The sequence below is a fragment of the Arthrobacter sp. SAFR-044 genome (assembly GCF_059414985.1).
This window is the reverse complement of sequence record NZ_JBPFDN010000001.1, coordinates 57379-76524: the sequence shown is the minus strand read 5'-3', so window position 1 is coordinate 76524 and position 19146 is coordinate 57379. Positions and strand designations below refer to the sequence as shown.

14 protein-coding genes are annotated in these 19146 nt (G+C 61.5%); 9 read left to right on the top strand and 5 right to left on the bottom strand.

The window, feature by feature from the left end; genetic code table 11:
* Positions 1-23: 23 nt before the first annotated feature.
* A complete protein-coding gene (gene hisC / locus ACR65J_RS00330) occupies positions 24-1133 on the bottom strand; it encodes a histidinol-phosphate transaminase (protein ID WP_440165046.1) in 1110 nt (369 codons plus the stop codon).
* 93 nt (positions 1134-1226) lie between these two features.
* On the opposite strand from hisC, the gene ACR65J_RS00325 reads away from it, so the two are divergent.
* From ACR65J_RS00325 to ACR65J_RS00310, 4 genes are all read left to right on the top strand, one after another.
* Entirely contained in the window at positions 1227-1730 is a 504-nt protein-coding gene (locus tag ACR65J_RS00325; protein ID WP_440165044.1) for an Lrp/AsnC family transcriptional regulator, read from the top strand.
* Positions 1731-1850: 120 nt separating this feature from the next.
* Positions 1851-3509: a thiamine pyrophosphate-binding protein gene (locus tag ACR65J_RS00320; protein WP_440165042.1), complete on the top strand. Its 1659-nt coding sequence runs from the start codon at positions 1851-1853 to the stop codon at positions 3507-3509.
* Positions 3510-3809: 300 nt separating this feature from the next.
* Positions 3810-4475, top strand: a complete 666-nt coding sequence (locus ACR65J_RS00315) for a hypothetical protein (RefSeq protein ID WP_440165040.1) — start codon at positions 3810-3812, stop codon at positions 4473-4475.
* Positions 4476-5295: 820 nt separating this feature from the next.
* Complete coding sequence (locus ACR65J_RS00310; protein ID WP_440165038.1) at positions 5296-8835, top strand: DUF3376 domain-containing protein; 3540 nt, start codon at positions 5296-5298, stop codon at positions 8833-8835.
* 177 nt (positions 8836-9012) lie between these two features.
* Here ACR65J_RS00310 and ACR65J_RS00305 read toward each other — a convergent pair whose 3' ends face one another.
* A complete protein-coding gene (locus tag ACR65J_RS00305) occupies positions 9013-9792 on the bottom strand; it encodes a carbon-nitrogen hydrolase family protein (RefSeq protein WP_440165036.1) in 780 nt (259 codons plus the stop codon).
* A 49-nt stretch (positions 9793-9841) separates the two neighbouring features.
* Positions 9842-10210 carry an APC family permease gene (locus tag ACR65J_RS00300; protein WP_440165033.1) on the bottom strand — a complete coding sequence of 123 codons (369 nt, stop codon included), beginning with the start codon at positions 10208-10210 and terminating at the stop codon, positions 9842-9844.
* A 99-nt stretch (positions 10211-10309) separates the two neighbouring features.
* Here ACR65J_RS00300 and ACR65J_RS00295 point away from each other — a divergent pair, with 99 nt between their 5' ends.
* Positions 10310-11656 carry a hypothetical protein gene (locus tag ACR65J_RS00295; RefSeq protein ID WP_440165031.1) on the top strand — a complete coding sequence of 449 codons (1347 nt, stop codon included), beginning with the start codon at positions 10310-10312 and terminating at the stop codon, positions 11654-11656.
* Between the two features lie 70 nt (positions 11657-11726).
* Here ACR65J_RS00295 and ACR65J_RS00290 read toward each other — a convergent pair whose 3' ends face one another.
* Positions 11727-14069, bottom strand: a complete 2343-nt coding sequence (locus ACR65J_RS00290) for a vWA domain-containing protein (RefSeq protein ID WP_440165030.1) — start codon at positions 14067-14069, stop codon at positions 11727-11729.
* Between the two features lie 237 nt (positions 14070-14306).
* Between ACR65J_RS00290 and ACR65J_RS00285 the strand changes: the two genes are divergently transcribed.
* From ACR65J_RS00285 to ACR65J_RS00275, 3 genes are all read left to right on the top strand, one after another.
* Complete coding sequence (locus tag ACR65J_RS00285) at positions 14307-14714, top strand: FCD domain-containing protein (protein ID WP_440165028.1); 408 nt, start codon at positions 14307-14309, stop codon at positions 14712-14714.
* 248 nt (positions 14715-14962) lie between these two features.
* Positions 14963-15619 carry a hypothetical protein gene (locus ACR65J_RS00280; protein ID WP_440165026.1) on the top strand — a complete coding sequence of 219 codons (657 nt, stop codon included), beginning with the start codon at positions 14963-14965 and terminating at the stop codon, positions 15617-15619.
* Between the two features lie 497 nt (positions 15620-16116).
* Positions 16117-16866, top strand: a complete 750-nt coding sequence (locus ACR65J_RS00275) for an SDR family oxidoreductase (protein ID WP_440165024.1) — start codon at positions 16117-16119, stop codon at positions 16864-16866.
* A gap of 122 nt (positions 16867-16988) precedes the next feature.
* Here ACR65J_RS00275 and ACR65J_RS00270 read toward each other — a convergent pair whose 3' ends face one another.
* Positions 16989-18623 (bottom strand): serine hydrolase, encoded by a 1635-nt coding sequence (locus ACR65J_RS00270; RefSeq protein ID WP_440165022.1) that lies wholly within the window; start codon positions 18621-18623, stop codon positions 16989-16991.
* Positions 18624-18820: 197 nt separating this feature from the next.
* On the opposite strand from ACR65J_RS00270, the gene ACR65J_RS00265 reads away from it, so the two are divergent.
* Positions 18821-19138, top strand: a complete 318-nt coding sequence (locus ACR65J_RS00265; RefSeq protein WP_440165020.1) for a hypothetical protein — start codon at positions 18821-18823, stop codon at positions 19136-19138.
* Positions 19139-19146 lie beyond the last annotated feature (8 nt).

Sequence of the window (19146 nt, the reverse complement as noted above, 5' to 3'; positions counted from 1 at the left end):
GGTGGAACGGAAGGAGAAAAGAGTCAGGAAATTGCCAGGACCGCGTGTGATGCAAGGAGCCGGAGCACGCGGTCGTTGGAGCCGGGGTCGGCCACAGTGATCCGCACGCCGTCGCCCTGGTACGCGCGGACCATAATGCCCGCGGCGTCGAAGGCGTCCACAAGCAAGCCCAGAAGCGGGGCGTCGGCGCGGATCCACAGGAAGTTGCCCTGGCTGGGCTGCAGCGTCCACCCCTGCGCGGCAAGCTCGGCAGCCATCCGGGAACGTTCCTGCTTCACCAGGGAAACCCGGGCTGCCATCTCCTCCCCCGCGTCCAGCGACGCGACGGCCGCCTTCTGCGCCAGCGCGCTCACGGCGAACGGCAGGGCGGTGCGCCGCAGACCTTCGGCGATGGCCGCCGTCGTAATCGCATAACCGACGCGCAGGCCTGCGAGCCCGTAGGCCTTGGAGAAGGTGCGCAGGATGCAGACGTTCGGGTACCGGCGGTAGAGCGCCAGGGAATCGGGGCCGCTGCCGGCGTCGGCGTACTCCACGTAGGCCTCGTCGATCACCACCAGGATCTCGGGGCGGACGGACCGCAGGAAGGCCTCCAGGCGGTCGTGGCTGATCGGCACGCCGGTGGGGTTGTTGGGGGTGCAGAGCAGGATCACCTTGGTGCGCTCGGTGACGGCGGCGGCCATGGCGTCCAAGTCGTGGCCCTCGGCCTCGTCCAGCGGGACGCGGACCGGCCGGGCACCTGCCAGCTCCACCAAGATGGGGTACGCCTCGAAGGAGCGCCACGCGAACACCACCTCATCCCCGGCGTCGCACAGTCCGGTGATGATCTGCTGCAGGACGCCCACGCTGCCGGGCCCCACCGCCACCTCCGTCGCGGTGACGCCCAGGTGCCGGGCGATCCGTTCACAGAGTTCGACGGCGCCCATGTCCGGGTAGCGGTTCATCCTGCCGGCCGCCTCGGCCACCGCAGCGGTGGCTGCGGGCAGGGGCTCGTAGTGGCTTTCGTTGCTGGCGAGGGCGGCGATGTCCGCGCCGACGCTGCGCCGGCCCGGCACGTAGGCGGGAAGGCCGGTGACCGCGCTGCGAAGTGTGGGCAGCGCTGTCTCGGGTTCGGCCAGGAGTTGTTCAGCAGTCATGAGGTCCGATCATGGAAGTGACCCGGACCACAATGCAAGATACGCTTTTGTGCTTGGGACTTCTGCTCAACTTCTAGTACCTCTGGTGAAAATATGACCATCCCTTCCTCCCGCACCCTCGATTCGCTCGACGGCAGGATCATCCTTGCCTTGGACAAGGACCCCGAAGCCAGCGCCCTGGCACTCTCCCGGACCCTCGGCGTCGCCCGCAACACCGTCCACGCCCGGCTGGCGCGGCTGGAGCGCAGCGGCGCACTCCGCTCCTTCAGCCGCAGGCTGGATCCCGCCGCGCTCGGCTACGAACTGATGGCCTTCCTCTCGCTGGAGATCAGCCAGACGCGGTTCGGCTCAGTGGAAAGCGGGCTCGCTGCCATCCCGGAGGTCATCGAGGTGCACGCAACCACCGGCGACGCAGATCTCATGGCCAAGGTGGTGGCGCGCGGCACCGCCGATCTCTACCGCATCACCAACCAGATCCTGGAGATCGACGGGATCCAGCGGACCAGCACCGCCATCTCCGTCATGGAACTCATGCCGCCCCGGTACGACGGGCTCATCAGCCGGCTGACGGAGCAGGAAGCGCGCCCTTCCGCCTAACCCTGGGTGATGCGCGCCACAACTGGGCGTTTTGGCAGTTCTGCTGCTCCTCCCCTGCCAAAAGTCCCAGGCGCATTCCCGTGTGTTGCCGATCTCCATGCCGGGCCGCAAGATTCCTGCATGACTTCACTTACCGTTTCCGGCCGCGTGGCACAGGTTCTCAGCAGCTACGTCAGCGACGTCTTCGGCGTCATGGGCAACGGCAACGTCTACTTCCTGGACGCCGCGGAGCACCAGGGCCTGCGCTTCACCGCCGTCCGGCACGAGGGCGCCGCCATCGCCGCGGCCGACGCCTACTACCGCACCTCAGGACGGCTCGCCGCGGGCACCACCACCTACGGCCCCGGCTACACCAACGCGCTCACCGCCCTGGCCGAAGCCGTCCAGGCGCAGATCCCCGTCGTGCTGGTCACCGGCGACGCACCCACCAGCGGCGCCCGGCCGCAGGACGTGGACCAGGCCGCCATCGCCGCCGGCCTCGGCGCCGCCACCTTCACCGTCACCCGCGACGCCGCGGGCGCCATCACCCGGCAGGCGGTGGAGTACGCACTCACCCGGCGCACCGCCGTCGTGCTCGCCATCCCCTACGACCTCGCCGCGCTCGAGGCTGCGGATGAGGACCTTCCGGAGCCAATCGCTTTGGAGGTGACGGACGACGGCGGCACGGACCTTGCGCGGGTGGCCCGCCTTCTCGCGGAGGCACGGCGACCGCTGATCCTGGCCGGCCGGGGCGCGCACCTCGCCGGCGCCGGCCCGGAACTCCGCGAACTCGCCGACCGGCTCGGCGCATTGACCGCCGGAACCGCCCTGGCGCTCAACCTCCTCAATGGCGAGGGGTACCTGGGCGTCGCGGGCGGTTTCGGCACCGACACCGCTGCCGGGCTCATGGGCGAGGCCGACGTGGTCCTGGTGGCAGGGGCGAGCCTGAGCCCGTTCACCATGCGGTTCGGGCATCTGCTCGGCACGGATGCCACGGTCATCCAGATCGACACCGCGGTGAAGCCGACGAACCCGCGGGTGGATGTGTTTGTCCAGGCGGATGTGAAGGCTGCTGCTTTGCGGCTGTTGGCGTTGGTTGATGGTTACGCTGCTGCTGGTGCGTGGCGTTCGGAGGCTGTCCGGCGGCTGGCTTCCGGCCCGGGCCATACTACGGGTTCCGCTTCGACTGAGGACGGGCGGCTGGATCCGCGCGCGCTGGCTTCAGCGCTGGGCGCCATGCTGCCGGAGCGCCGCACGGTGGTGCAGGACGGCGGGCACTTCATTGGGTGGGCACCGATGTACTGGACCATTCCGCGGCCGCAGGACCTGGTGATGGTGGGGACCGCGTTCCAGTCGATCGGGCTGGGTCTGGCGAGTGCCGTCGGGGCGGCCCGTGCGGTGGAGGACGGCCGCACCCTGGTGCTGGCCTCCGGCGACGGCGGTTTCCTGATGGGCCTGTCCGATCTCGAATCGCTGATCGGGGCCGCCCGCAGCGCGATCGTGGTGATCTACAACGACGCCGCCTACGGGGCCGAGATCCACCAGTACGGCTCCCAGGGCTTGACTGAGAAGCCGATGCTGATCCCGGAGGTGGACTTCAGCGGAGTTGCGCGGGCTTTGGGTGCGGAGTCCGCGGTGATCCGCTCGCTGGCTGACCTGTCCGCGCTTCAGGAGTGGATCGACGCCGGGGCCAGGGGAACCTTCGTAGCGGACTGCCGGATCACTTCCAGCGTCCGCGCGCCGTGGCTGACCGAATGGATGAAAGCGACCCGAGCGGCAAAGACTGCGGTGGGGAGCTAAGAACCCTTCCCGACCGTTCCTTTGGCTAGTTCGGGAAGGAGCGGCTCGGACCGATCATTCCCATGCTGGATGTGCAGCCACCGCTGGCCTTGCTTCGGAGACCCCGAAGACGCTCCTCCCCGAAGTAGCTTGGGAGAAGAACTTCCCAATAAGCAGGTGCTAACGCGGAGGCTACACCCTGTTGGGGTCCCTCTTGTTTCGCTGTTTTGCGATGTTTTGCGGGTCTTTGGGCCCTTGTCGAGTTACTTGCCCAGGTCTCAGAGTAGAGGTCGCAGAGCAGAGAAGGCGGAGGTGGTCAGAATGACCGAGACAGGACCAAACCCAGAATCTTCATCTACTCCCGCCTATGTCATCCTCTCCGTAGAGGCAGAGGAAAGCGTGACCCCTGATGGCGCCAAGGGCGGCGCCCGAATGGAATCTCAGGGAGTCATCAAAGCTGTAGCTGCCCCAAACACTCCGCCGATTTCCGGGCTGCTGGTGTCTACATGGACTGATGCGTGGACCTACTGTAAAGCAACCTCAAAGTACGTAGGCGCGCACCATTGGGTGCCTTGGCTCGGAGGAGCGACAGCTGTCCTCAGCGCGATCACCGCGACGGAAATCTTCACAAGCCTGCAGAACGAGGAGTTCTCGATCACTGCCCGGGTGCTGGTAGGTGCAGTCATGATCTTAGCAACCGCTATCACGGCTCTCCAGGCTTGGACTGGAAGCCGCATCAAGGCTCTCAACGACCAAGCCGATGCCTTCCACAAGCTGCACCGCAAGATTCAGCGTGACATCGAGACACACGCCGCCGGGTCCGAAACATACGTGAACGACGTGGAGACAGAGTTGCGAGGCATCATGGCAAGCATGGTGCCGGTAAGCAACGCCGCGTGGGACCATGCAAAAGCCGACGTGATTCTGGAGAGAGACACGGAGCTTGAACGGCTTGGAGTCATTCCGCGGAGGCCAACAAAAAGTTGACCATCAAGAACCTGGCTGAAGCTGTTTCCTGCTATAAGATCATTCATCGGAGCCTTGAACCTATGTAAAAGTCCTCCGACCAGTTCCTGCTCCTCAGCGCAGACGAGTCCCAAGTTTCCCTCCGACGCCGCCTTCCGAGACCCCCAGGCCCCGAGCGAAATTCGCCCTTGGATGTCAGGGCCCACCGCGTATGATGCTGAGTGAGTCTTCAAAACGAACTGACAAAGTCCCTACAGGCTTCAAACGCCCGCGACGCAGACGCTGTTCTCGATTGCCGGGCCGCATTCGCGCCAGTCCCTGTTCCGTCTCCCACCGCCGTCGTGCTTGCAATTCCCCACGACCTCGCCGCGCTCGAGGCCGCTGTAGGACTGCATCGACGCCGGAGGCAACGGAACCTTCGCGGCCGGCTACCGGATCACCTCCAGTGTCCGGGCCCCATGGCTGACGGAGTGGATGAACGCGACAACGACGGCAAAGATCGCGGAGTCGGTGGCGGGGTAGTCACCCCTAAAGGCGAAAATACTCAGGCATGCAGAGCCATCGATTCAAATTACCAGTGACATCGTTGCCTCCCGGAAACGAGAAACTTCTAGCGACATGGGACTGAACCGGTAACCCCTGCCTCGAAAACTAATTAGTGCCATCGCCGTTAGGTCCCGCAAGCACGCTGGGACTAAGGTCCCTACCAAAACTCTGCGAATACTTTTACCATGTTCTCACGCTGATAATTCGCTCATAGTTTGGATTTCCTCCTAGCTTATAGTTTGGATTTCCTCCTAACTGCCACAACGTCGACCATTTTGGCTTACACCCCGCGCTGATGGCTACTCCCAAGAAAGCAACTTTCCTGAGGGTTTTGATGGATAGAAGAGTCGAATACCTCGGTCCAGACGACTACCCGCCTACCGAGGACGTGGCCGCGCTAATCACCAATTCGGGTGCAAGTTCGCAGGGATCAGCTTACGGGCGTGTACTGCGTTTGGCTTTAGCTGCCAAGGGCGGGGTAAGTCTAGCAGTTTGGATCGGAGGAGCAGTCGCCGAAATCGACGTTCTTCGAAGGGTGCGACTCATCCGGATGGGGTCTCGGGTCCACAGGTTCTATTTCTTGGAAAGGCCTGGCGAGACTGTAGATCCGCAGACACGATCCCGGGCCCAGACTTATGCCGCATGGCTTGATAAGCAGCGCTATGACCGCGTCGAAGTAGACATACTCGCCGGCGCAAGTGCGGGCGGCCTTAACTCAGTCCTTTATGCCGTTTCCCAAAGGGTAGGCGGCAGCTTTGACCAGGTTCTTTCTGTTTGGCAGCAGCAGGGAGCAATATGGGCGCTCCTCCAGCCAAACGGGTGGCACGCTGTTCCATCGGTTTTTCGAGGTGATGGGTACTTCTGGTCGGGCGTGGAGGCAGCGATCAACAAGATTATGGACGGCCCAAAAAACAGTTTGCACGAGTCCGGTAAGTTATCAGTTCATTTGTCCGCTACTATTTCAGACCCCGACTATTTGGCCCAGAACAGCGGCAGGGGGCACTTCCGTTTTGTCCTCCCGCCCTCAGAAAGCGAAGATGGTGAGGGTTGTCTCCGCAAGAACAATCTCGTAAAAAAGCTTTCATACGCCGCGCGCGCAACGTCTTCGTTTCCTGGGGCGTTTGAGCCTGCGCTGATTTGGTCGCACGCGCTTAGGGATGGGTATCAGGACAACGACCCGTTTGAAGACGGTCCTGTTGACATGAGTGTAGAGTTCGCGGCGCGGCGCGGGAATCTTCCAGGCATTCCTTTCAGGGTGATTGATGGGGGAATTCTTGACAACGTTCCGATTGATCGGGCGCTTCATGCGGTTCGCACTTCACCAACGGATACTTACGACACCCGCCGCCTGCTTTACCTCGACCCGAGCCCAGATGCCCGCATCATCCCACCTGCCGCAGTGAGCGTAGACCCTCCAACCTGGGCCACCAGGGAGGCCATACGCAAGGACAGATTGTCCCGCTTCACTCAGGTCCTCCTCGCTGCCCAATCGATCAGACGATTCCGGGAGTCGGCAGAGGATGAGATCGAGCAAGTGGCGCAAGACAGGCTTCGGGCACTCGCCCATGAGGCACGTCTGCGCGCTTGGAAGCAGGCCTCCATGATCTCATCCGACTCTTCCGCGGACCGCAAAAGGCTGCAGGACGCATACATTGTTGCACGCGCAGTTACAGATTTAGCCCTCCTTCGAGAGGCAATGGAGGATCCAGAGCGCTGGTTGTTGGACACAGAGAGCCTAGACCGGCCGAGCCTTCAACCCACTTCGCAGAACGCCAAGAGAACTCTGGAGCGGGACTTAAAGTCGGGCTACCAAAGCATGCTCGCATCAATAAGTTCAAAGGAGCGGCTATCGGTTCTCCAGGGCCCTCAGGCTCTGCTGGAAACAGTGTGGGCTGCTCTGGCATGGCTCAGGGCCCAAGAGGAACAGGCCTTTGCCAAAACTGAGATGACTCGGCTCGATCCCCGAGGACGTCAGGAATCCATCAGGGAGGAACTTTACAAACTTCAAGCGCAGGCCCGCCATCTCCGCGACACCTGTGTGTTAGGAGTCCTCAAGGACACGGAAAGCAGCACCGCGAAAGAACGATGGTTGTGGGAGCAGGACCAAAAACTGGAAAGATGCACGCCGCTATGGGACGAGATGGATGACGTAGTAGAGGGCCTCAGAGAGCTCTCGATGAAGAATTCGACTCGTGTCAACCCCTGGGCTGCGTTCCCTCAGAGTTGGCGATCGTGGGACCTAACACCCTTCGTCGCGCTAGCTTTTAGATCAGAGGGGCACGAAGCGGTAGGGTTCACTGCGATTACCGCGTCAGAGCCCACATCCTTGGACTCGGGAATCGACCTCGCAGAATTGCTTGCGGCTCGCCGCGCGCGTCAAGCCGAGAAATACTTGAGAATTGCCCTCGATGAGGATTTCGGTGAAGCCGTGTTAAACCAGGGCTTGCCGGAGCAACTGGACGCTGACTCAAAGCTCGCTGGCTCCTCGCTATTCAACTTCGCAGCCTTCTTTTCAGAACGATGGCGCACTAACGATTGGTGGTGGGGGAGACTTGACGCGTCCGCTGGAATAGTAAGAATGCTTGCAGACTTAGACCCCCCACCGCTCGCGACCAATCAGGGCTCTTTCGCGGGCGACCCTGACACTGATGCTCGGAAAGTTCAGTCTGAGGTCGTCACTCAGGTGAAACAACTGCAGCCGCGGGGAAATCCTGGACCTGAGGGAGACCCAGTCCTCCTTTCAGGCCCCGGGGATCTGTTTCGCCTTCAACCAGCCTACGTGGCAGCTATTCTGCATCGTCTCAGCCGCCTACTTCTCCGCTCCTTTGACATAGGAGACAGTTGGCCGATGAAAATCTGTGAAGCCTTTGTGAAGCTCATGGCGCCCTTATTTCTTGTTTTGCTTCCTTTCTCGCTGGTGCACCTCCCAGCAATCTTCTCAGCCTCGGTGATCGCTGTTGCCATTGCCCTCTCGTCGACTTCCGGAAGTCCGTCCGTATACGCAAGCATCTTTATAGTTATCCTCGCAGTGCTGTGTTTAATTCCGTTGTTCTCTACAAGGAAAGCCAGGCTCCGAAGAAAGAGACTGATCGACCGCGAGTCTAAACAGAGTAGTTCCGGGTCCTTAGACAGCATTAAAGGACGGTTGTACACCGATCTGGCCGCACGCATGGCGAGAGGAGAGAAGTGGTCTCGCTGGTATTTTTGGGGAGCCCTACTCGCATGGGTAGCTTCAGTGGCCGTGGGACTCCACGACGGATGGTCAGCGCGCACGCTCATATTTCTCATAGTGACCTTCTCATTGTCTGTCACCAGTTGGTGGAATCTCGTCTGCCTTCCGTCCGAGGTGCCCAATCGGGCGGCGGCCACTTCATGGACTCTTGCCTCCCTCTTGTCAGGACTACTCGCAGTAGGCCTCGTCTTCCTTACAAATCAGCAAAGGCAAACAGCGCTATTGCCAATTTGGCTGACGGGCCCTTTCGCGACGGTTGTCATCACGGCAGTGCTCAGCTTGTGGCTCGTATCCGCGTACAAAGAAAGACCGAGGAAGGCTTGGATCCAATGGTTTCTTTTGTCCCTCGGCAGTGGACTGGTCACATGGGCGGTGGCGTTCTCGCTCAAGACAGCAGGAGTCGGCACAATTTGGACTTCCCTGGCCCTCTACGCGGTAGCGGCTCACTACCTGTGGTGGGCAGGAAGCATTCGCGGGCTCGGAGATTATGGAGCTGTTGAGGTGAACGACATTCCGGACCCCCGCAAACCAGACTATGGGATGGCGGCCGACGGGGCTCTGCGGAGCGAATTCGGCGCAGACACAGATGTTGTGGGGCCCTGAGACGGGTACGACCGAAATGGGCGAATTCGACGACTTCATCGGCCAGCTCCCGTGGTATCCGGGCCAGTCAAGCAGGCCCAGGCTTCAACACCGAAGGCCGGCGGTTTATAGCTGCAGAGGTATACCCCGAAACCTTTGCTGTTGCGCTTCCTGCAGTTGCGAGCAGTTTCGCGGCAGCTACAACCGCCGCTGCCGGAACATCGGGAACAACTCCCGCACCCGGTCCACCGTCTTCAGCGAAACCTCCACTGTCCGCATACAAGGCTCCAGCCCAAGGTCCGCCTCAACAACCCCCATCGGGTCCACCAGCACACTCCGGCCCACCGAGACCGGCGGCGCCTGGCACACCCCCGCTACATACACCCTGTTCTCGATCGCACGCGCTGCGTTCAGCGCCAGCCACTGCTCGGTCTTGTGCTCGCCCGGCACCCAGGACGAACAGACCAGCAGAACCTGTGCGCCAGCGTCGGCCAGTGACCTGGCCAGCTCCGGGAACCGCAGATCGTAGCAGGTCATCAGCCCGAACCGCACTCCCCCGTGCTCGAACACGACCGGTTCCAGGGACCCGCCTGGCTTGATGAACTCGGATTCCCCGAACCCCTGCGCGTCGAAAAGGTGGATCTTCCGGTACGAAGCCAGCCGGCCGCCGTTGGGGCCGAAAGCCACCAGCGTGTTGTACGCCTTGCCCGGCTCCTCCGAGGTTTCCACCACGCCCGCCACCAGCGCGATGCGGTGGCGGCGGGCTATAGCGGCAGGTTCGGTGCAGACGGGGCCGTCCAGCGGCTCGGCCACCGCGGGGAACGTGGCGTCCACCTCCTTCTTCTCGTAGGTGGCGTACTCCGGGAAGGCGACCAGCCCGGCGCCGTCGGCCGCTGCCCCGGCGGCGAATCGGTCGATCGCGGCGAGGTTGGCCTGGATGTCGGCGCCCGACTCCAGCTGCCCCAGCGCTATCCTCACGAGTGTTCCTTCCCTTGGCCCAAAAGCCACGCTACAAAACAGGACAGGCTCAGGCGGCCGCCTCGACCGTGGCCTTCTCCGTGGCCGTCATCTCCGGCGCCGCCTTGAAGCCGCGGGTGATCAGGGCCAGGACGATGATGCCGAGCGCCAGCCAGGACACCCCCAGCGTAATGGCGTTGCTGTCCAGCTGGGAGAGCAGGTACGCGCAGATGATGGCGCCGACCACCGGGACCACCACGTAGGACACAACGTTCAGCTGCTGCCCGGCCCGGCGCTGGCGCACGTAGTGGAACACCACCGAGGCGTTCACCAGCGTGAAGGCGGTGAAGGCACCAAAGTTGATGAACGACGTCGACGTGGCCACGTCCAGGAACAGCGCGATCAGGCCGATGATGCCCGTGACGACCAGGTTCTCCACCGGGGTGTGGAACTTCTCGCTGAGTTTCCCGAAGACCGCCTTGGGCAGAACGGAGTCACGTTGCTGAGCTACAGCAGATCGACATGGCAGACTTTATCCATGACAAATGGGGAGCGTCAGGCGGTCGTCCTGATTCACGGGATAGGCGAGCAGCGGCCAATGGATACTCTGCGCAGCTTTGTCGAAGGCTTGGGGGAGGAACGGTACTACAGCAAGCCTGATCGGCTCTCCGACTCCCTCGAATTGCGCCGATACACGTTGCCGAGCACGAGACACCGTCCCCTTACGGACTGTTATGAGCTTTACTGGGCCCACCACTTTGATAGTGGGAAGTTTCGTGAAACTCTTCGTTGGGCAGTCGCTCTGATCTTCCGCGAGCCATTTTGGCGGTTAAACCGGACCTTGCGTGGTGTCGTCGGATTGGTCCAAACAGCTGGGTTCCTGATTATGGTCCTACTTGGATGGCTGTTCATCCAAGAGGTGCTGACTGAAGGCGCTGTGAATGCTTGGCGTTCTTGGCAGGCCGGACTTGCCCTAGTTCTTCTGGTCGTCCAGGTCGTAGCCGGACGGTTTATCACCGAATCGCTGGCGGAGGCCGCGCGCTACCTGACTCCCCACCCGCGCAACGTCTCTGCGCGAAACAGTATCCGTGAAGACGGCCTAAAGCTGCTTAAGAAACTTAACCAGGACGGGCAGTATCAGCGGATCATTTTGGTCGGTCATAGCCTCGGTAGTGTCATCGGGCTGGATCTGCTGCGGCTGGCGTGGGACGAGTTGCGCCATCCAAACCCCAGCGGTCCTGGCAAGCAAGCAGAGGCTAAGGTCTTCGACCAAAGCGCAGCGTCGCTCGACAACTCAGGAAACCTCGCTCAAATCGAAGCCTTTCAGCAGTCACAATCTCGGCTTTGGCACGAGAACCGCGCGCTGGGAGTCCCTTGGCTCGTAACCGACTTCGTCACACTTGGGTCTCCCCTCGCCCACGCATCCCTGCTGCTCGATACCCGCACAGTGAAGTTGAGGCAGCGCCAAAATGAGCGCGAATATCCTCGATGCCCCCCACTTACGGAGCAAGGAACATCATTTATTCCGAGCCGTTTTACATTGGAGGGAAAACCGTGGTCCCTAAGAGTGGCGCACCACGGGGCGCCGTTTGGTCCTACGCGCTGGTCAAACCTGTACTTCCCGGTGAGGGCCTCACTATTGGGTGACCCGGTTGGAGGCCCAGTTGCACCGGAATTCGGGCCCGGCGTCCGTGATATCGCTGTCCGGCTTTCGCTCACGGGCTGGAAGGCCATCGTTTACCAGCTTCTACCCTTGTCCCACACGCAATACTGGTCGCAGGACCCACAGCGTCCAAGCGTCGATAAAACCGTCCGAAAGCAGCGAGACGACGCGACTGGAACCCAAGATGCAAACTTGATGCTGCGCCAAGTCCTTCGGCTCTAACCTAGAACTGCGACCGATGCTCACGACGTTACCAGTGGCACAGCAGTGCGGCGGGCAAATTTGCCGTCCTCTAATGGGCTTGGCCGGCTGAAATCAAAACCTGCAGCGGGGCAAGCCGAAAGTTGGCCATTCCCGCAAAATCAATCCACGTGAGATCTCCCGATTTTAGCCAGTCATTTGCGACCAGTATGTCGCATCCCAGGTCGAGCAAAGCTCGGACTTCGGTGGTGAAATCGATCTCATAGGGACAATTCTGGGTTTTGTGCGGCGGCGCGTCCGTGAGAATCAAAATCGTCTGAGGGCCTATGTCGTACACCAGTTCCCGGCACCGTTGCATCGCGTCCTCAAGCGCCTCTTCAATGTCCCCGCCGCCCCCGTCTGGTTGGACGCGAACACTTTCTACCATCGTTGCTGCGTCGGGAAAGGGACCCAATTTACGCACAAGGAAAGGCTCACCATCCCCGTGATCGCTGAAGAGTACAGCGCGGTAGGTTCCGAACTGCCCCACTTCGGGCGCTAAGAGCTTCTCGAAGACTTCTGACAGCCGAGGCTGCATGCTCGCGGTTACATCCACCACCATCAGCAACCCCGATGCTACTTTCGGCTGCTCTTTGGCTATGTCTCTTTTTGGTGGGAGCTCCAAGGCCGCTTTCACTGAGTGGTTGAAAGCTTCGGGGACCTCACCGGGACGAAAATTGTCTGCGAGGTGGATCTCCGTCCACGCGTCACCGTGGTTAACGGCCGGGTCTGCACCTTGGCGGAAGTCACAGTGGTTGCAAACCCAGGTCGCATTCGCTCGAAGGCCTACGGCATATCTCTGGGCGACGGCCAGAGCTGTGCGTTGGCCAGCCTGCAGCCTGTCTAATGTTGGTCCAGCCCCAAATTCCTTCCCGACTCCCATTTTTACTCGGTCCTTCGCCTCCACCACGAGTAGGTCCCGGCAATACGGACCCACAGTGGAGACAGCCAAATCCGGCGTTAATGTTGCATCTGATGTCTCGCGAGAAGGTTCACGCCAGACATCAAGTGAAATTTCCTCATCAGCGGATAGGCGAAGTCTTGCTGTTGGCGTAGCGGTCGGCCCAACGGAGATGACCCACGCCCCCTCAACTTCTGTCAAGCCGGTTAGCTCTACCGTCCACCCCGCAACTTCGCAGGCATCAAGCGTCACGCAGAGGACCCAGACTTCGTAAAGCAGGTTACGTTGCCGCCACAGAGGAAGGTTCAGGAACTCCTTCAGAACATCGACCCGCTCATTTACGGTTGCCGTTGTCGTAACTTGGAGGATCTCGTCTTCCAGCCAAGCTGTCGCCTCTGTGCAAGCAGATGCCACCCACGAGAGCCACCCCGTCATGATCATCGGGTCGCTAAATCGACGCGTGTTGGCGGGGTTTTCCTGCTCCCTCTCTGCCCAAAGGCCCAGTCGCCACATGGCTACGAAGGCCGCGAGACCACCAACCCCTGTCTGAGGCCAGAAGTCGTTAGTCTTCTGAATAACCACAGGCTTTAGATTGTCCGTCAAACCAACAGCGCTTTGATCTTCAATGCCGTGCACGAAACCAGACAGAGCAGTTGTGCCAAAAAAGCGAGTGGCCCTGAAACGGTCGATTTCTGCTGCGCGGACACCTTCCCTCTGAGTGAAGGCGTTGCCTGTGAAGACTTCCCGGGCGACACTCGCTGGGTCGACGTCACTTAGAGCATCCAAGTGAGCGCCATGGGAGCTAACAATTGCTTCGGCCGCCGATACCAGCCGCGCCGCAGCCAGATTCGCCTCCGACCAATGGGAGGCGGCTTCTCCCCATGAAGAGTCCGTCGCTTCTCGCTGCTGGATGATAGGGCCAATCCAGGAAAGATTCAGTGCCGCGTTTAGGAGCCTGTCAGTATCAGCGTCTGGTAACACGGGCCAACGCCCGTATGACTCGCCGTTATCCCACAGTGTAAATGAGGCGAGAGCGGCTTCATCAATCACCCCCAGCGGAACGCGCCGAATACGTTCCATCATGAGGTGCACTTGCTCGAGGAAGGCCGGACTGATGGTCAGTTGTGTTTCATCAACCCCGCTCCGCTCCAGCCGGAACGTCTCCGATGCCCCAGATGTCGTCGCCGCGTGGCGGGCCAACCTCGCATATGTCTCTTCGAGCATCGAGACGAACCTTCCTCCGCACCGGACGACTGTATTCAGTAGATCCTGTGCTGTTGGTACGGCCTTCGCTAATTCACGGGCAGCATGCACCCGCAATAAATCCGCCCGCCCAGGAAGGCTGTGAGGAAAAGTGCCCTCAATCTCATTCCAATTGAGGTTGAATGTGCTGAAGACTTCATCCACCACATCCCATTCTTGTTTGCCGCTCCCAATCTCCAACGCCTCAAGTAGAAGGGTGGCGAGGCGGAGGCGAAGATCTGCATCTGTCATGCCACTACTATCACGCGCCACCGAGCCGTCGGTCTACTCTTGGCAAATTCGATGCATATAAAATCTCAACAGGAAACTATGGATTTTTTCCTCAGCGTAAACGCGCGAAATAGCACCAACGCAACTCCGGCTTTGGTGGTGCGTCGCCGCGGCCGGGCCGGCGGAACGTTCGAGGCGGATGCGCCGCCTGTCGAGGTTCTCGCTTAACTTTCTGGGTCCGCCGCGGAGTCCCAGGCGGTGAACCGGCTGGTGGATCGGCGGCTGCTGTTTGAATGCGCGGTCACCCATTATGCGGCGGTGAACGCCACGACGGAGCAGCTGGATGAGCTGGAACGGCTGACACAGAAGATGGCTGAGTCGAGCGACCGGTCCTACTACCACCGGATGGACGAGCAGTTCCATCAACTGGTGGGCACGGCATCCTGCCTGGACACCGCCGTCGAGGTCTACCACCAGACCCTTGCAGAACTGTACGACTGCTTCATCCCCTACCCGATCGAGAAGCTGCACACGTCGAACCTTGACCACATCGCCCTGATAGCGGCCCTCCGTGCCGGCCGCGTTGAGGAAGCTTTGGAGGTCTCCCGGAAGCACGTGGACATCCTGCACCGGACGATGTTTATGGGTCTGGCGGGCACAGCTTGAGTCGTCACGCCCGACTTTCGGGCGCAAGTCCATGGCTTACTGGCCCAAGCAGATGTTCGAGGTTGACGTCAGCGCTTTTCCTGAATGGTAGTGCAGCGATTTCAACGAGAACATGAGCCGACATGACGGCACCGGGGCGCCACAACGAACTCCCGCCATTCGGGAAATTAACACTTATTACCCATTACATTGCTGTTGCCGGCCACCCATAGAATGAGCTGTCTTATCACGCATCTCCTGAGGGAATAATGAAATACTCCGCAATCATTTCGGCTGCCTCGCTGGGCGCAGTCTTGCTGGCCGGGTGCGCCAGTCCAGCTCCTGTTACATCTGAGCAGTCCGCAACACAGACTCCTACCTCGCAGACTGCGTCGCCATCTCAAACGCTCTCATCTTCGACGACGCCAACCCCCTCAGCACCTTCTGGACCGGACGGCACGTCAGGCCACCCTTATGAATTCGGAATACTCGCCCGCTCCGGAACCAATAGTCGCTGGAATGTAACGATCGCCGAAACGACCACCAATGGGACGGAACAGGTACTCGCAGACAATCCGTACAACGAAGTCAAAGAAGGCTGGCAGTACGTTGCGGGTCGCATAACTTCGGTATTGAATGACAATCTCCGCACGGCGGACGCTGGCAAACCTTTGTCGCCGACGTCCGTGATGCCGATCTTCATCGGAAGCGATGGCAAAATCTACGACATTTGGAACGATGATAACGCTGCGGTTGTTCTGAAAGAGGATTGGATTGGCCAGCCAGAGGTCATTGCCCAGGTTGGAGTAAAGTCCACCGGACGTTTCGCGATACACGTTCCCAGCACCGCTGTGCCGGGCGGCCGCTTCGCCACTCGCAACGAGGTCAACAAAGAAATCATGTACTTCGGCGCACCTGTTCAATAGGCGATCGGACTAAAGCAGTACACCTTTTAGGCGGCGTGCTCGTCTTCAGGCGTAAATTGCGAATGGCACGTCCCGCAGCTGAACTAGTCCCCGAAAGTTGGACTGGCTAAGTAATACCCTAAGCCGCCAGGGCCTGAGCACGGTATTGCGCCGGGCTCAGGCCCTCGAGCTTTGTTGAGATTCATTTGTCGTACCAGCGGAGTACTTGCCCGGTGGTGGCTAGGACGCAGAAGTGCAAGACTAGCCATGACTATGGCTTCAGAGGCAGCACGTACACGACGCCACCTCTAAAGCAACTCCCACGCAGCCTGGGACGATGTCCCACAGCCACACTGAAGGGCGCGCCCAGACCGGGCGCGCCCTTCGCGCCAAAGCGGACCCGAAGCGTATACAGCGCGTGATTGAGTCGATGAGCACCGGTTGATTTGCGGCTGCCGCATGACGAGGGCAAAGCAGCCCACCGGCTTTTGTCTTAGGACCGGCTTAGGATTTCTTCCATGAGGATTGCCGTTGCAGGTGGAACCGGTACTGTGGGCCGCCACGTTGTGGCCATCGCCAGGGAACGGGGTCACGACGTGGTCAGCCTAAGCCGCGCGGAGGGGGTGGACCTGGTCGACGGGCGCGGGCTCGATCAGGCACTGGAGAATGTCGAAACCGTCATCGACGTCGCCGGCATCCAGACTACGTCCACCAAGAAGGCCGTGGATTTCTTCACCAACGCCACCCAGAACCTGCTGGCGGCCGAGAAGAGAGCCGGTGTCAAGCACCACGTGGCGCTGTCCATTGTGGGCATCGATAAAGCCAACTCAGGACTGTACGCCGGGAAGCTGGTGCAGGAGGACGAAGTCAGGCACGGCGGCGTTCCTTGGACCCTCCTCCGGTCCACCCAGTTCCACGAGTTCGTGCCCATGTCCATCAAGGCCGCCTCGGTGGGCCCTCTGGTCTTCGTGCCCGCCATGTCCACCCAGCCGGTGGCGGCCAAGGAGGTGGCTGCGGCCCTGGTGGACGCGGCCGAGGCCGGACCGAGGGGCCGAATTCCTGACCTCGGCGGCCCGCGGACCGAACAGCTGAAAGGTCTGGTCGCGGCCTATCTAGCCAGGACGCAGCAGAAGAAACGGATCGTTCCGCTGCCCCTTCCCGGCCCCATGGGCAAGGCAATGCGCAACGGCTCCCTGATCCCGGCGCCGGGTTCCGCCGTCGGACGCCAGACGTTCCTGGAGTGGCTCGACGCCATCGATGCCGTCTAAAGTCGACGCTCCCCTGGCCTACCCGTCCTCAAGCTCCCAGTCCTTGACGTCTGCAAGGGGAGCGAAGACGGCGGGGCCGAGCTCAACGAATTCCGAGTGCGGCAAAGGAGCGGCAGCGCCGCCTAACCCCGGCGCCTGGTGAACGTTCCCAATCCGGTCCTGTCATAGAAGTCCAGGGTGACCTGCTGCGAGGAGCCGCGGCCTCGTGCCGTGAAGATCGCCCCTGCCAGGCCGTTGCCGTTCTCGCCGATGGTCTCGAAGCTGAAGGTATCGCCGTCAAAGTGGGTGAGGGCGAACGTCGTCGGCTTGTTGTCCGGCCCCACCCTCATGCCCAGCTGGCCGTCCCTTTCAAAGACCAGTAGCGGGCCGTAGTAGGGGTTGTCATATGTGCCCGTGTAGCTCGCGCCCGGCCGGGAGGGAGCCGGGTTGGATGGGACCTTCGTGTAATCGACCTCGGGTTTGTCCGCCTCGTCCTGCTGCCTGAAGATGGCCGCGGTGAAGGCCAGCCAGTCGACCGTGGGAGAGCCGTGCTGGGCAGTGTCCATGAAGTCCGCATTGATGGCTTCCGGAATCCCCTGCGGCCGGCCATTCGTCAGGGCCACAATGGCCAACTGTTCGCCGGGCAGCATGGACACGGCGGTGGCCGCACCAAGGTTAAAGGCACCGGAGTGCCCCAGCTGGACCCGGCCCTCATCGTCGTAGGAGACGTTCCAGCCCAGCCCGTAAAAACGCGACCGGGCCGCGGGCGCCAACGCCGGCCCGGAGACCGAGTGCGGAATAGGGGTGGTCTGGAGGGCTGTGGCATCGATCACCGGCCTGCCGTCGTAGGTGCCGTTGCCCAGCTGCAGCCGAAGCCACTGGGCCAGGTCCCGCACGGACGAGCTGGCGCCGCCGGCCGGTGCCTCGGCGTCGGGGTCGCGGCGGTACTTTGCCGCCCAAACCCTGTCCCCAAGCGGCACGTGGAGGACGGCCTTGTCGGCAGCCTTTTCGTAATCCGTGAGCCTGTAGCTGGAGGACGTCATACCCAGCGGGCTGAACAGGATGGTGCCGGCCAGATCTTCCCAGGCGGTGCCCATGGCGTCGGCCGCCGCCTGGCCGCCCTCGGTGAATCCAAAATTGCTGTAGTGGTAGCTGGACCGGAACGCATCCAGGGGCTGCTGGTGGAGGTGGGACAGGATGTAGTCCCGGTCGAAGCCGAGATCCTCGAGCAGGTCACCTGCGCCGGTCTGGAGTCCGCTGCGGTGGGACAGCAGGTCGGCGAACGTGGCGTTCCGGGTGACGTAATCGTCGTTGAGTGCGAAGTCTTTATTGAACTTGATGACAGGGTCCGTCCAGGCGATGACCTCCCGGCCCACCACGCCCGCAATGACGGTGGAGGCCAGGGGCTTGGACACGGACGCTACCTGGAACACGGTGTCCGGCGTGATCTTCCCGGGCTTGCCCGCTTCCCGGACGCCGAAGCCCTTGGAGTACAGCACCTCGTCCTGGTACACCACGGCGACGGCCAGCCCCGGAAGCCCGGTCTGGGCCATGGCGTACCCGGCGAACTCGTCCAGCCGTGCCAGCGCGCGGTCCACCTTGGCGCGGTCCAGCAGCGGCGGAACCTGGCCGGGCGGAGCAGGGAGCAGCGCCGTCGGCACCGCCGCGAACGCCGGTTGCGGTGCTCTGCCGGCGGCCAGGAGAGGCATTCCGGCGGCGCCGATCCCGGCTGTCTTGAGGAGCGTACGTCGGGTCGGGAGTAGGGAATCACTGGTCATGACGAATCCTTGTTCCTCAGGCGGTGAGCACTTTCATGAGGCCCCAGCCGTCCCGCGCCTTAATAGTGGACCCCGCGGCCGGACCGCGCAACGGGCACGGCGCTGCTGCCAAAGTAGGGTACTTTCTCCCCTGTGCGCAGGCCGCCGCTGGGTTTAACGTGATCCGCATCAGCGTCCACCGCCGTCGAGGAGCCATCATGGCCGGGTTTGTGCAGATCATCGAATTCACGTCCTCCCGCATCAAGGAGATCGAAGAGCTGGGCCGGCCCTCCAGCATCGAGGGAAGCACGCCGGCCACCTTCCGCCACATTGTGGCCACCGCGGACCGGGACCACCCGGGGCACTACTTCACCATCGTGGACTTCGATTCCTTCGACTCGGCCATTGAGAACTCCGGCCGGCCGGAAACGTCGGAGTTCGCTGCGCGGATGGCGGAACTGTGCGACGGACCCGTGATCTTCCACAACCTGGATGTCATGTGGGAGGACACAGGAGAAGGGGCAAACAACGCCTAGCAGCAGGA

Bases quoted from the DNA above. Each gene is read 5' to 3' on its own strand.
- hisC (WP_440165046.1), bottom strand. From the start codon at position 1,133: ATGACTGCTGAACAACTCCTGGCCGAACCCGAGACAGCGCTGCCCACA.
- ACR65J_RS00325 (WP_440165044.1), top strand. From the start codon at position 1,227: ATGACCATCCCTTCCTCCCGCACCCTCGATTCGCTCGACGGCAGGATC.
- ACR65J_RS00320 (WP_440165042.1), top strand. From the start codon at position 1,851: ATGACTTCACTTACCGTTTCCGGCCGCGTGGCACAGGTTCTCAGCAGC.
- ACR65J_RS00315 (WP_440165040.1), top strand. From the start codon at position 3,810: ATGACCGAGACAGGACCAAACCCAGAATCTTCATCTACTCCCGCCTAT.
- ACR65J_RS00310 (WP_440165038.1), top strand. From the start codon at position 5,296: ATGGCTACTCCCAAGAAAGCAACTTTCCTGAGGGTTTTGATGGATAGA.
- ACR65J_RS00295 (WP_440165031.1), top strand. From the start codon at position 10,310: ATGACAAATGGGGAGCGTCAGGCGGTCGTCCTGATTCACGGGATAGGC.
- ACR65J_RS00290 (WP_440165030.1), bottom strand. From the start codon at position 14,069: ATGACAGATGCAGATCTTCGCCTCCGCCTCGCCACCCTTCTACTTGAG.
- ACR65J_RS00280 (WP_440165026.1), top strand. From the start codon at position 14,963: ATGAAATACTCCGCAATCATTTCGGCTGCCTCGCTGGGCGCAGTCTTG.
- ACR65J_RS00275 (WP_440165024.1), top strand. From the start codon at position 16,117: ATGAGGATTGCCGTTGCAGGTGGAACCGGTACTGTGGGCCGCCACGTT.
- ACR65J_RS00270 (WP_440165022.1), bottom strand. From the start codon at position 18,623: ATGACCAGTGATTCCCTACTCCCGACCCGACGTACGCTCCTCAAGACA.
- ACR65J_RS00265 (WP_440165020.1), top strand. From the start codon at position 18,821: ATGGCCGGGTTTGTGCAGATCATCGAATTCACGTCCTCCCGCATCAAG.